Annotated in this window: 10 protein-coding genes; 4 read left to right on the top strand and 6 right to left on the bottom strand. The window is 66.2% G+C overall.

What is annotated here, in order from left to right; all coding sequences use genetic code 11:
• Positions 1 to 73: 73 nt before the first annotated feature.
• Positions 74 to 1,186 carry a hypothetical protein gene (locus C7402_RS28990; protein ID WP_116613048.1) on the top strand — a complete coding sequence of 371 codons (1,113 nt, stop codon included), beginning with the start codon at positions 74 to 76 and terminating at the stop codon, positions 1,184 to 1,186.
• A gap of 36 nt (positions 1,187 to 1,222) precedes the next feature.
• Here C7402_RS28990 and C7402_RS28995 read toward each other — a convergent pair whose 3' ends face one another.
• Positions 1,223 to 3,529, bottom strand: coding sequence for an EAL domain-containing protein (locus C7402_RS28995; RefSeq protein ID WP_116613049.1), 2,307 nt, complete (start codon positions 3,527 to 3,529; stop codon positions 1,223 to 1,225).
• 271 nt (positions 3,530 to 3,800) lie between these two features.
• Positions 3,801 to 4,994: a phytanoyl-CoA dioxygenase family protein gene (locus C7402_RS29000; protein WP_116613050.1), complete on the bottom strand. Its 1,194-nt coding sequence runs from the start codon at positions 4,992 to 4,994 to the stop codon at positions 3,801 to 3,803.
• A 91-nt stretch (positions 4,995 to 5,085) separates the two neighbouring features.
• Between C7402_RS29000 and C7402_RS29005 the strand changes: the two genes are divergently transcribed.
• Positions 5,086 to 6,126, top strand: a complete 1,041-nt coding sequence (locus C7402_RS29005) for a LacI family DNA-binding transcriptional regulator (RefSeq protein ID WP_116613051.1) — start codon at positions 5,086 to 5,088, stop codon at positions 6,124 to 6,126.
• A gap of 23 nt (positions 6,127 to 6,149) precedes the next feature.
• Here the strand turns inward: C7402_RS29005 and C7402_RS29010 are convergent, their stop codons facing one another.
• Positions 6,150 to 7,091 carry a LysR family transcriptional regulator gene (locus C7402_RS29010; RefSeq protein ID WP_112174417.1) on the bottom strand — a complete coding sequence of 314 codons (942 nt, stop codon included), beginning with the start codon at positions 7,089 to 7,091 and terminating at the stop codon, positions 6,150 to 6,152.
• Between the two features lie 173 nt (positions 7,092 to 7,264).
• On the opposite strand from C7402_RS29010, the gene C7402_RS29015 reads away from it, so the two are divergent.
• Positions 7,265 to 8,776: a CoA-acylating methylmalonate-semialdehyde dehydrogenase gene (locus C7402_RS29015; RefSeq protein ID WP_116613052.1), complete on the top strand. Its 1,512-nt coding sequence runs from the start codon at positions 7,265 to 7,267 to the stop codon at positions 8,774 to 8,776.
• A gap of 81 nt (positions 8,777 to 8,857) precedes the next feature.
• On the opposite strand, the gene C7402_RS29020 is transcribed toward C7402_RS29015, so the two are convergent.
• A complete protein-coding gene (locus C7402_RS29020) occupies positions 8,858 to 9,091 on the bottom strand; it encodes a hypothetical protein (protein ID WP_133254570.1) in 234 nt (77 codons plus the stop codon).
• A gap of 330 nt (positions 9,092 to 9,421) precedes the next feature.
• Complete coding sequence (locus tag C7402_RS29025; RefSeq protein WP_116613053.1) at positions 9,422 to 10,249, bottom strand: TIM barrel protein; 828 nt, start codon at positions 10,247 to 10,249, stop codon at positions 9,422 to 9,424.
• Positions 10,250 to 10,409: 160 nt separating this feature from the next.
• On the opposite strand from C7402_RS29025, the gene C7402_RS29030 reads away from it, so the two are divergent.
• On the top strand, positions 10,410 to 11,474 hold the full coding sequence (locus C7402_RS29030) for a LacI family DNA-binding transcriptional regulator (RefSeq protein ID WP_116613054.1): 1,065 nt from the start codon (positions 10,410 to 10,412) through the stop codon (positions 11,472 to 11,474).
• Positions 11,475 to 11,498: 24 nt separating this feature from the next.
• On the opposite strand, the gene C7402_RS29035 is transcribed toward C7402_RS29030, so the two are convergent.
• The gene (locus C7402_RS29035) at positions 11,499 to 12,344 is read right to left on the bottom strand and encodes a sugar phosphate isomerase/epimerase family protein (RefSeq protein WP_112174422.1); all 846 of its coding nucleotides are present in this window, start codon (positions 12,342 to 12,344) and stop codon (positions 11,499 to 11,501) included.
• Positions 12,345 to 12,350 lie beyond the last annotated feature (6 nt).

Here is a 12,350-nt window from a genome sequence, read left to right on the forward strand (position 1 = left end):
TTTCCCGCCGCTTGATTGTCACCGGCCACGGTGTACGATCCAGCCATCGATAACCAGAAAGACGGTGGACCCCATGGACACGACCGTGCGGCACGCGGCGGCCATCACAGTGATCGCACTGGGCTGCGGATTCTCGGTGACGTCTCACGCCTATAGCAAGGAAGATGACGCCCACGCGCAGGACCGTGAAGTGCAGGCCGCGTACGACCGCGGCTACAAGGCGGCCAGGGAGGAGATGGCGCAGGCGTCCGCAACCCATGCACCGGCCGCTGCCGCGGGTAGCACTTCGGGTAACACCTCGGCCAACGCATCAACCAACGCATCGGCCGCCGCGCCGAAAAAAGCCGCGGGCGCGCCCAAGCCCATTCTCGACTTCAAGCATACGTACAGCGACGCAGGCGACACCAGCGACGTCACGACGGTCATGACCGTGCCGGTCGTGGTCAAGCCGCTCGCCGAAGGCGGCGACGCCCAGGCCGCGCCCGTTGCCGCCGCACAGGCGCCTGCTCCTGCCCAACCTGCTGCGACCCGCGCCTACGCGCAAACGCCCGCCAACCATCGCCCGGTCGCGGCGGCAGCGCCCGCGCAGCAGGACATCGCCCCGCCCGGGTCGCTGGCCAGCGACGAAACCGAGGAAGAGGCGCAGCCGCCGCGCGCCGCGCAGGTGTACTCGACCGGCAATGGGCAGTACGCGCAAGCACCGGCACAGTACGCGTCGTCGCAGCCGCGTGGCTATGGCCAGCCGCGGCCTCAGCCGCAACCGCAGCAACCGGTCTACGAGCAGCAACAGCCGGCTTTCGAGCAACAACAGGGCGGCCAGCAGTACGGCCAGCGATACGAGCAACAGGACGACCGGGAATACGGTCAAGCGTACGGGCAGGGGTACGGACAACAATACGGGCAACAAGACGCTCAACAGTACGCCCAACAAGACGGACAACGCTACGGACAGCAGTACGCACAACCACCCGCACAGCAGCCCTACGCCCGACAGTACGCGCAGCAACCTTACCCGCAGCAATACGCGCAGCAGTACGCCCAACTGCCCGCCCGACAACCCGCTTACGCGCCGCCCCGCCCCGGGTACTACCCGCCGCCCGCGCCGTGGAACGCCCAGTACGCACCGCAGCCCCAGGCGCGCTGGGTGTACTGGTCGCCGCAGTACGGCCGCTGGATGTACTACTGATACCGGACGCGGCCGCGCCGGTAACGCCACGCAACCTCAAGCCACCATCGCCACGCTGGGCCGCCCGGGCAGCGGCTCGGGCAAGCCGACGCAGTAGCCCTGCGCGTAATCGATGCCGATCCCGCTCAGGCGGCCGATGATCGCCTCGCTTTCCACGAACTCGGCGATGGTCGCCTTGCCCGCCGCATGCGCCACCTGATGGATCGACTGCACGATCGTGCGATCCAGCTCGCTGCTGGTGATGCCGCGCACGAAGCTGCCGTCGATCTTCAGGTAATCCACGGGCAGCGTCTTCAGGTAGTTGAACGAGGACATGCCGACGCCGAAATCGTCCAGCGCAAAGCGGCAGCCCAGCGCGCGCAGGCTTTCCATGAGCGCGATCGCCTTCGACAGATTGGTGATGACGGCCGTCTCCGTAATTTCGAAGCAGACCTGCTCGAAACGGATTCCACACCGCCTTTGCTGCTGCACGATATAGGCGAGCAGGCTCTCGTCGCCAAGCGAAGCGCCCGAGAGGTTGATCGACCAGACGCTCGCGGCGAGCTGGCCCTGGGCGATGGCGTCGAACGCGTGGGCGATCACCCAGCGGTCGACGAGCGGCATCAGGTTGAAGCGCTCCGCCGCGCCGATGAAGCGGGCGGGCGCGATCAGCGCGCCGGATTCATCCACCATGCGCAGCAGCAGCTCGACGTGCGACTCCTCGCCGGAGGCATCGGGCTTGAGCGACTTGATCTGTTGCGCATACAGGCAGAAGCGGTCGTGATCGAGCGCCGCCTTCACGCGCGCGACCCACTCCATCTGCGTATGCGTGGCGGACTGCAACTGGTCCTCCACCGAGTAGCGGTGCACCCGGTTGCGGCCCTTTTCCTTTGCCATGTAACAGGCCACGTCCGCCGCCTTCATGATGTCCCAGGCCGAAGGGAGCGTCGCGTCCACGCCGACCACGCCGATGCTCACGCCCGTGGTGAGCGCGCGCTGGTCCCACGGCAGCCGCAGTTGCGTCACCGCGAGCCGCAGGTCCTCGGCAACCTTCAGGGCGTGGTCGATGCCGCTTTGCGGCAGCACCACGCCGAACTCGTCGCCGCCAAGACGCGCGAGGATATCGTCGCGCGTGAGGCGCTGCTGGAGCACCGCGCTCACGTGGCGGATCATCTCGTCGCCCGCGGCGTGTCCGCACGTATCGTTGACAACCTTGAACTGGTCGAGGTCGAGGAACATCACCGCCTGCTCGCGCGAGGCCGCCTGTGCGAGCAGGCCGGCAAGCCGCCGCTCGAACTCACGCCGGTTCAGCAGGCCCGTGAGGTGGTCGTGCGTGGCCTGATACTCCAGCTCCGCCGCGTGCTTGCGCGCCATGCTGGCGTCGCGCAGCACCATCACCGTGCCCATCGACTCGCCTTCCGTGTCGCGCATCGTGGACACGGAGCAGGCGACCGGCAGCAGCGACCCGTCGGGCCGCGCCACGGACAAGTGCCGCTCCACATCGTCGGCGTCCGCCGCGCGGTTCTTCAGGCACTGGCTGGTGACGACGTCGCCGCTGCGGTCGTCGTAAATCTCGCATACGTCGAAAAGCGATCGCAGATGCACCTGGCCGGCCGTGCGTCCGAGCATGCGCTCGGCGGCGCCATTGCAGTAGGTGACGTTTGCCTGCGTGTCGAGCCGGATCACGCCGTCGTCGATCGAGGCGAGCGTCGCGTCCGAAAGGCTTCGCTCCGTGGCCACGCGCGCTTCGGCGCGCTTGAGGTCGGAGATGTCGAAAATGCACCCGACGATGCGCGTGGCCCGGCCGCTCTCGTCGCGGATGGCTGTGCCGCGCCCGCGGCACCAGAGGTACGCGCCGTCCACCATGCGCAGGCGGTACTCGATGTCGTAGACGCTGCGATGTTTCAGGTGGCCGATGATGGACTCGCGCACGCGCGCGAGATCGGCGGGATGCACGAGCGCGTTGAACTCGGCGGTGTCCATGGCCAGATCGCCGTCGCGATAGCCGAGTTGGCGGTAGAGGTAGCTTGAGTAGTAGGCGCGGTCGGTGAGGAGATCCCAGTCCCAGAGCCCCGCGTTGATCCCCTCGAAACCGAGGCTCAGCCGTTCTTCGCTTACGCGCAAGCGGGCAACGAGACTGTCGCGCTCGCCGAGCGCCTGCACGTTGACGAGCGCCGAGACGCAAAGCACGAGAATCGCGGCCGAAGCGAGCGCCGCGAGCAATCCCATGGACGGGCCGCTCGCGGGCAGCATGAGCGAAGCCACGAGCATGGCCAGCAGCCCCACAGGCGCGAATGCGAGCGCGATGCGACGGCCGCGTGAGCTACCGGAAAATCCCCTGAATGCGCGTTTTATCAGTCTCATGGCTGATTTGTGTTGTTGTTTGCCTTGGGTCTTGCGCTGGGCGTGCAACGCCCGCGATGACGATCATCGCAGAGCCCGTGCACTGTACCGGTTTGCAGCGGCACAGAGGCATCGGGATTACCCTTAGTTGCAAAGTCAACCAGATTTCGCGGCAGGAGCGCGCGGAAAAAGCAAAGGTTTGCGCGCGCGTTGGCGTCACATGGGAGGGGCGTGAACAGGCGTAGCGGGGTTTGGACATTCACCGGCCGTCCAACCGGCCGGCCGGTGAAACTCACGGCCGGGGATCGCGCCGCGCGTCATGGTCACGCAATGCCAGTGCGAATGCGGCCGGCTCCAGGTTCTCGTCGAGCGCGCGCAGCATGAGCGCCTGCTGGCTCGGCGGCGCGAGGCCGCCCACGGGCGGATCGCGGTCGAGATTGGTGGGAAACGGATAGCCCTCGGCGCACGCCGCAAGCGCTGCGAGCGTCGCGGCTCGATCGATTCGGCCGCTCGCCCGCCGCTCGCGCAGCACGGGGTAAATCGCTTCGCACATGCTCGTGCGGTCGAGCGCTTCCATCGCGCGCCCCATGGCCGACGACACCTGCAACAGATTGGCCATGCGCTGCACGCCTGCGGTCCGGTTGGCGCCCGCCGCGTGAAAGAGCGCGGGGCTGAAGAACACGGCGTCGCCCTTGGCGAGCGGCAACTGCACGCAGTGCGCCTCAAAATATTCGCGAAAGTCGGCGCGCCGCCATGCGAGATAGCCCTCGGCATATCGCTGCGAATAAGGCAGGAGCTTCGTCGGCCCGCTCTCGACCGGCATGTCGCCATGTGCCACGGCCCCCTGGAGCGTGAGGAACGCGGACAGCCGGTGCACATGCGCGGGGTAACGCTCGGCCGCCTCGATCGTCTGGAATCCCAGGTGATAGTCGCGATGCGCCTGTTGCGCCTCGCCGCCCGGCCGCACCACGTTGACCTGCGCGGTCATCTGATAGCACGGACCGAGCCACGCCTCGCAAGCGGCCATGAGCGCCGCATTCGAAAAGTAATCGACGAAGACGTCCGGCGCCTTCAGGCACAGTTTCTGTTGCGCGTTCCAGATGCGATCGTTCGCGCCCGCCTTCGCGAAGTGGTCCGCTCCGCTCACGCCCTCCTCGCGTTCCGCGCGGATGATGGCCTCGAACACGGCGGTGGCCGCGTCGATCGGCCGTGTGTCGGCGTAGGCGCGTTCGAGCACCAGCACGCCCGCGCCGTCGCGAAGCACGTGCGCCCACTCGGCCTGCAACTGCGCGCGCCGCGCGCCATCGTGCAGCATGCCTTCGAGCGGCACGCAGTCGTACACGGGAATGCGCCGCCGCACGTCCGTCGCGTAGCGTAGCGCGTCGCCGTCGTCGCGCAGGCAGTCCTTGAACGCTTCGAGCGAGCCATCCCGCTCGCGATACCATTGCCGCCCCATTTGGGTCGTACGCGCCTCGCTCTGTTCCATGTCTATGTCTCCGGTTTGCATCAAGCATAGCGTTCGCGCCCGGCGGCGAGATACCATAAATCCATCAAAAACACCTCAAGACGGCGGCGGCATGGCTCATCGCTTTCTGATCAAGGAGATCGCCCTGCAAGCGGGGCTTGGCGTCGCGACGGTCGATCGCGTGCTCAACGGTCGGGCGCACGTGCGCGAGCACACGCGCCGGCGCGTGGAGCAGGCGATCAAGGAACTGGAGCAGCAGGCGTTTCAGCTCGCGAGCGCCGGGCGCAAGCTCATGATCGACGTGGTGGTGGAAGCGCCCGCGCGCTTCGCCGACGAAATCCGCCACGCGCTCGAAGCGGAATTGCCGGGCCTGCACCCCGCCGTGTTCCGGCCGCGCTTCGTGATGCGCGAAACGATGACGACGGCCGAGGTGGTCGACACGCTCCATGCCATCGCTCGCCGGGGCAGCCACGGCGTGCTGCTGAAGGCGCGCGACGTGCCCGAGATCGCGGGCGCCATCGGCGAGTTGAAGCAGCGCGACATTCCGGTGATCGCGATCTTCACCGACATTCCGCTTTCCGGGCGCATGGCCTATGCCGGGCTCGACAATCGCGTGGCGGGCGCCACCGCCGCCTACCTAATCGGCCAGTGGGTGGGCGCGCGCGCGGGGCAGGTGCTGGTCACGATGAGCGACGAACGCTTCCGGGGCGAGGAAGAACGCGAGATAAGCTTTCGCCGTGCGCTCAGAGCCGGCTGGCCGCAACTCGCGCCAGTCGACGCGAGCGGCGGCCACGGCCTCGACACGCAAACCGAAGCGCGCGTGCGCAAGGTGCTTGCCGCGCATGGCGAAGTCGTCGCGGTGTACTCGATGGGCGGCGGCAATCCGGCCATTCTTCGCGCGCTCGAAGCGCAGGGGCAAACGCCGCATTGCTTCATCGGACACGACCTGGACCGCGACAACATCGCGTTGCTGCGCGCGGGCAAGGTGCAGGCGATTCTGCATCACGACCTGCGCCAGGACATGCGCTCGGCGTGCCAGCATCTCATGCACTTCCACAAGCTGCTGCCGGCTTCGGCTGTCGCGCCCTCCTCCCCGGTCGTCGTGGTCACGCCTGAAAATATTCCGGAGTCCATGGCAAGCCGGTTCCGGTGAGCGCACGAGCGCGCATTGCCGCCTCACTCCAGCGGAAAGCCGTCCTTGAAAGCTTGCCGCAAGAATTCCGCAAAGTGCCTGACCGCGCGCGGCACCTGCGCGCCATACGGGCGCACGACGTGCAGTTGTGAAGCGAACGCCTCCACCGGCCGCCAGTTGGGCAGCAGCACCACGAGCTTGCCCGCCTGTAGCGCGGCCTGCGCGGTGAAGTCGGGCAGCAGCGCGATGCCCAGGTGTTCCAGCGCGGCGTCGCGCAGCGCCTCGCTATTGTTGGCCGAAACCGGGCCGTTCACCGTCACGCTCTCGCGCGGGCTCTCCGCGCGCCGTCCCGCCTTCTCGAACGACCACACGGCCGCGCCCAGCGTACGCGGATAGAACAGGCAGTCGTGGCGCGCGAGATCGGCGGGCGTTTGCGGCGTGCCGCGCTGCTTCAGGTACGCGCGCGTGGCGACGATCACCGAGCGCGTGTCGCAAAGCTTCCAGGCCACGTGCGTTTCGGGCACCTGGGCGCTGTGGCGGATCGCCAGATCGAACCCCTCGGTGGCAATGGAGGTGAGGCGGTCGGACAGTTCCAGTTGCACGCGCACCTCGGGGTGCGCGCGAGAGAACTGGGCGAGGCGCGGCACGAGTTGCTGGCGCGCGAACGCGACGGGCGCCGTGACGCGCACGGTGCCGCGCGCGACGTCGGCCATTTCGCGCACACTCGCGAAACTCGCGGCGATGTTCTCGAACTGGGCGCGCGTGTCCTCCACGAGCCGCCGCCCGGCCTCGGTAAAGCGCACGCTGCGCGTGGTGCGCTGCACCAACGGCACCCCCGCCACGCGCTCCAGTTCCGCAATGCGCTGGCTCATGGCCGCCTTGCTCACGCCCAGCCGCGCCGCCGCGGCGGTATAGCTGCCCTGCGCGGCGAGCACGTTCAACCAGTGCAAATGTGTCCAGAGCGCTTCGACTCGCTGCGTATCCATCAATGAAAAGTCCGCTTCAGTCCGGTCATACCCGCTTCGATACTAGCAATCTTTCAGGCTCCGCACTACCGATTGTTCACCATGGAAAACAATCAATTCAGCGCCGGAGCCTTTGCACGCCCCCGCGCGCTTCGTACACTGGGCACCACTAACCCCATACCCGAGGAGATGACATGCAGGCCTATACCGACTCCGCAGACGTAATCCACTTCATTGGCGGCAAGACCGAGCGCGGCGCGGGAGACCGCACGCAAGCCGTGTTCAACCCCGCGACGGGCACCGTGGCGCGCCGCCTGGTACTGGGCGAAGCCGCCGATGTGGACGCCGCCGTGGCGAGCGCGAAAGCCGCGTTCCCGGCCTGGCGCGACACGCCGCCCATTCGCCGCGCGCGCGTCATGCTGCGCTTTCTCGAACTGATGAACCGCCACAAGGACGAACTGGCGGCCATCATCACGGCCGAGCACGGCAAGGTGTTCGCCGACGCGCAGGGCGAAGTGGCGCGCGGCATCGACGTGATCGAATTCGCCTGCGGCATTCCGCAACTGCTCAAGGGCGACTACACCGAGCAGGTTTCCACGGGCATGGACAACTGGACCGTGCGCCAGCCGCTGGGCGTGGTGGCCGGCATCACGCCGTTCAACTTCCCCTGCATGGTGCCGTGCTGGATGTTCCCGGTGGCGCTCGCGGCGGGCTGCACGTTCATCCTCAAGCCCAGCGAGCGCGACCCGTCGGCGGCGCTCTTCATGGCGCGCCTGCTCCAGGAAGCCGGCTTGCCGGACGGCGTGTTCAACGTCGTGCAGGGCGACAAGGTCGTGGTGGACGCCCTCCTCGCGCATCGCGACGTGAAGGCCGTGAGCTTCGTGGGCTCCACGCCGATCGCGAACTACATCTACGAAACGGGAGCGAAGCACGGCAAGCGCGTGCAGGCGCTGGGCGGCGCGAAAAACCACATGGTCGTGATGCCCGACGCCGACATCGACCAGGCCGTGGACGCGCTGATCGGCGCGGGCTACGGCTCGGCGGGCGAGCGCTGCATGGCGATCTCCGTGGCGGTGCTGGTGGGCGACGTGGCCGACAAGATCGTGCCGCGTCTCGCCGAGCGCGCGCGCACGCTCAAGGTAAAGAACGGCATGGAAGCCGATGCGGAAATGGGCCCGATCGTCACGAAGCAGGCGCTGGAGCGCATCGAGGGCTATATCGCGACCGGCGTGGAAGAAGGCGCGACGCTCGTGGTGGACGGACGCGGCCACAAGGTGGCTGGCCACGAAAACGGCTTCTTCACCGGCGGCACGCTGTTCGACAACGTCACGCCGGAAATGCGCATCTACAAGGAAGAGATCTTCGGGCCGGTGCTCGCCTGTGTGCGCGCGAAGGACTTCTCCGAAGCCGTGCAACTGATCAACGACCATGAGTTCGGCAACGGCGTGGCCTGCTTCACGCGCGACGGCAACGTGGCGCGCGAATTCGGCCGTCAGATCGAAGTGGGCATGGTGGGCATCAACGTGCCGATTCCGGTGCCGATGGCATGGCACGGTTTTGGCGGCTGGAAGCGGAGTTTGTTCGGCGATATGCACGCCTACGGCGAAGAAGGCGTGCGCTTCTATACGAAGCAGAAGTCGATCATGCAACGCTGGCCGGAGAGCACGGAAAAGGGTGCGGAATTTACGATGCCGGTGGCGAAGTAAAACCGGTTGGCGCGGCGGCTTTGCATCGCCGCCGCGTCGATCGTCAGATCTCAGCGCCGCGTCTTCGCGCGCGGACGTTGGTCATGCAGACTCCTCGACGCGCTGCGCCCGACGAGGATAAACAGCGAAAGGATCGCGATTCCGGTCAGCACATTCTGGGCTATTTCTCGCAGTCCCATAACCGGCTATCACCTTTTCGAACTCGTCTTGCAACATGGACGGGAGGTTGTTCCTCGCGCTCCAGTCCGCCAACGCGAACAGAGAGAGAACCACCATGGCTGCCAGCAGGTATCCGGCAAACTGGAGATATTCCACGATGCTTTGCCTCCGGAGAGTGCACTCGCAAAAAAGAAAGGCGCACCGCAAAGATGCGCCTTGAACTTGCCTTTCGTAGCCGGGAGTATTCGGCCGGTATTTCAGGGGAAGGACTTCAACGGCCAGCCGATGATACGACAGGAAAAACGCGCACTGGGCATGTGCGGTTTAATCGGCGTCAAGCTAGCGCAATGAAATGCGACGATTAGGATATTTCCTAAGGAGAGCGGATCGATGGGTGTTCTTAAGCTGCCTCATCGACGTAGCCAATTGTGAGCTTTCCGCAGTGGTGATACCAAACCCTTCAGTCCACATCAACGCGATCAATCTTCAAGCCGCTTCAAGCGCCTCGCGTAAATAGCCCATGCTCGCGCCAAGCCGCTGCTCGATATCGTCGGCCTGGGCGATGTCATCGGCGAACGGTTCGAACGACGCATCCCCGCGATAGCCGCCCGCACGCAGCACCCCAAGCTGTCGCACGTTGCCGAGGCGATCGTCGCGGCCCACGAGCACGCGATGGCAGTCGCGCATGTCACTGGCTTCGAGCGCGGCGTCTTCCACACCCGAGATGTGCACGAGCCCCGTACGCTCAGGAAAGAAGCGATCCTCCCCGGCCAGGTGATGATGAAACGTGTCGTGCACGAGCTTGAAATGGCCCTCGCCGTCAGCGTCGTCAATGCCCCGCACGGCGTCGGACTTGCGGCGCAGCGCGCACGCCTCGAAGCCCAGCGTTTCAATGAACCCGAGCAAGCCGTGGTCGTCCAGGATCGGTTTGAGCTGCTTGAGCGCGGCCACCAGATCGGCGTGGCGCCCGGCCGGCGTGCGCGTGTCGAGCGGCGTGTTGGTGGGGCACAGCACCAGCGCCCGCGCGCCGCATGCGGCGGCATGGCGCGCGAGCGTCACCGCTTCGCTCAGGCGCGTCGCGTCGAACTGCTCGAAGCGCTGCAACGCGTTGATCGAGAGTATCGCGAGCCCGGCCGCCTCGCACGCCTGCCTGATTTCCACGGCCGGCGTGCCGTCGGCGATCTCGATACCGGGTAGATCGTTGCGCAGTTCGATCGCACGGATGTCCAGACGCTGGCACAGCGCGACAAACCCGGCGAGGCCAAGCCTCGGCGCGCTCATGCGGTTGAGGGAAAACTGCGGCGCTTCTCTCATCGTCGTCTCCTGTCTTTTTCTGTTCGATTCGTCGCCTGCGTGATGTCGAAAAGGTAAGCGCCCCATTGACTCGGCTCAACGAAAAGGTTGATGATTTTTCGTCAGCGCCGCGCGCGGCTTTCGCGCGCCGGCCAGGAATCGAAAACAACGGAGATAGCGCATGACGAACCCCGCTTCGCCGCGCCGCAAGCGCACGGCGCGTTTCGTCGAAATTGCCGAGGCGGCGGGCGTGAGCCCGGCCACGGTCGATCGCGTCCTCAACGAGCGCGGCAGCGTTTCCGCCGCCATGCGCGCGCGCGTCGTGGCGGCCGCACGCCAGTTGGGCGTGCCGCGCGTGCTGCCCGAAACGCATCACGGGCTCGTGCATATCGACGTCCTGCTGCCGCACAACCCGACGCCGTTTTTCCAGCGCCTGACGCTCGGTCTTGAACGCTCGATGCAGATGCTCGACCGGCGCATCGTGCTGCACCGGCAGTTCCTGCCCGAAGCCGACGACGACGTGATCACGCGCGCCATCCTGCGCCCCGGCTACAAGCGCGCGGCGCTGATCGTCACGACCCATGACACGGCCGAGGTCCGCGACGCGCTGCGCACGGTGATCGCACAAGGCGAGCCCGTGGTCACGATGGTGACCGACATCGACGCGGTGGAGCGCGTGCACTACGCCGGCATCGACAACAGGCTGGCAGGCCGCACAGCGGGCTATTTCGTCGGCAGGCTCGCCACCCGGCCGGGCCGCGTGCTGCTGATCTGCTCACGCAACGACTATCACGCGCATAGCGAGCGCATCAGCGGTTGCCGCGAGCAACTGGCCGAATCGTTCCCGCACCTCGTGTGCGATGAAGAAGCGATCGAATCGCTGGACAACGACGATCTATGCCACCGCGCCGTCCTCAAATCGCTCAAGCGCGGCGACGTGGTCGGCATCTACAACAGCGGCTATGCGTCGGCGGGAATCGAGGCGGCGTTGCGCAAGGTGGGCGCGACGGGAAAGATCGTCTGGGCGGGCCACGAAATGCTCGACCTGCACCGCCAGTATATCGAGGCAGGCACGATGGATATCGCCATCGACCAGGACCCGGACGGACAGGTCATCTCGGCGTTGCAGCATGCGCTCAACGCATGCGGCGTGCTGGAAACGCCCGCGCCGCCGGGGCCGGTCGAGTTCCGGATTTTCTGCTCGGCGAATGTGCGGCGCAACCCGTATCTCGTCGTCGGGCATTGAGCGCCCTGCTCCACAAGCAAACAATTAGGTATCCGACTGGATTGCCGACTCCCATACCTCGCGAATCCAGTCGCGCATCAGCAGCGATTCGGCCCAGCGGTCGGTCGTGTCGTTGCCGTCGGGCCCGATGATCGCGTACGGTTGCGGCCCAAGCTCGCAAGTAAACGCGAGCGTGTCGTCCGCGCCCGCGCGGCGTCGCCACGAACGAAACCCGTAGCCCCACCAGTCGAGAAAGAGATCCACCCACTTTCGGTGCGGCGCGAATGAAAGCTCGATCTGCACCTGCTCGCGGCTCGCCACACGGCCATGAAACGCCCACGACGAATCGAGAATACGCTGCATATACGCATGATTTTCCTGCGACACGGGCCAGGCGAACTCGCGCCCCACGAGGTAATGCGAGATGTCTCCAAGCAGCTTGAGATCGGGCCGCGCGTCGAGCAGATCGAGCGTGAAATACAGGTCCGTCGTCATGCGGTCGCGATGCGTTTCGATATAGACGGGCATCTCCACCTGCTCCGCGAGACGCTGCCAGCCGTCCAGCAACGCGAGCGCTTCGGCCAGCGTGCGCGGGCGCACGTCGGGCTGAAGGTCCACGTGGTGCAGGCCGAATTCCGTCGCGAGTTCGAGCACGGGTTGCAGATCGTCCACGGTCGTGGGAAAGCACTGCCCTTCCGCCGCGAGTCCGTAGTCCTTACGCAACCGGGCGAGCCGCCGCACGTCTTCGCGGTTCGTGCAATGCGCGCTCACGCCGTCGAAACCCGCTTCGGCAATCATCCGTACGTTCTCTTCGAGCGAGCGCTCGAAGCCGTCGGTATGTCGACGCTCCATCGCCCAGAGCGACTGGAACACCAGCAGTCGTTGCGCCATCATGTC

This window comes from Paraburkholderia unamae (assembly GCF_003096875.1).
Taxonomy (GTDB): domain Bacteria; phylum Pseudomonadota; class Gammaproteobacteria; order Burkholderiales; family Burkholderiaceae; genus Paraburkholderia; species Paraburkholderia unamae.

What these genes read in the sequence shown, in the direction of transcription:
- C7402_RS29030 (WP_116613054.1), top strand. Translation starts at nt 10,410, where the DNA reads ATGACGAACCCCGCTTCGCCGCGCCGCAAGCGCACGGCGCGTTTCGTC.
- C7402_RS29015 (WP_116613052.1), top strand. Translation starts at nt 7,265, where the DNA reads ATGCAGGCCTATACCGACTCCGCAGACGTAATCCACTTCATTGGCGGC.
- C7402_RS29005 (WP_116613051.1), top strand. Translation starts at nt 5,086, where the DNA reads ATGGCTCATCGCTTTCTGATCAAGGAGATCGCCCTGCAAGCGGGGCTT.
- C7402_RS29010 (WP_112174417.1), bottom strand. Translation starts at nt 7,091, where the DNA reads ATGGATACGCAGCGAGTCGAAGCGCTCTGGACACATTTGCACTGGTTG.
- C7402_RS29000 (WP_116613050.1), bottom strand. Translation starts at nt 4,994, where the DNA reads ATGGAACAGAGCGAGGCGCGTACGACCCAAATGGGGCGGCAATGGTAT.
- C7402_RS29035 (WP_112174422.1), bottom strand. Translation starts at nt 12,344, where the DNA reads ATGGCGCAACGACTGCTGGTGTTCCAGTCGCTCTGGGCGATGGAGCGT.
- C7402_RS28990 (WP_116613048.1), top strand. Translation starts at nt 74, where the DNA reads ATGGACACGACCGTGCGGCACGCGGCGGCCATCACAGTGATCGCACTG.
- C7402_RS28995 (WP_116613049.1), bottom strand. Translation starts at nt 3,529, where the DNA reads ATGAGACTGATAAAACGCGCATTCAGGGGATTTTCCGGTAGCTCACGC.
- C7402_RS29025 (WP_116613053.1), bottom strand. Translation starts at nt 10,249, where the DNA reads ATGAGAGAAGCGCCGCAGTTTTCCCTCAACCGCATGAGCGCGCCGAGG.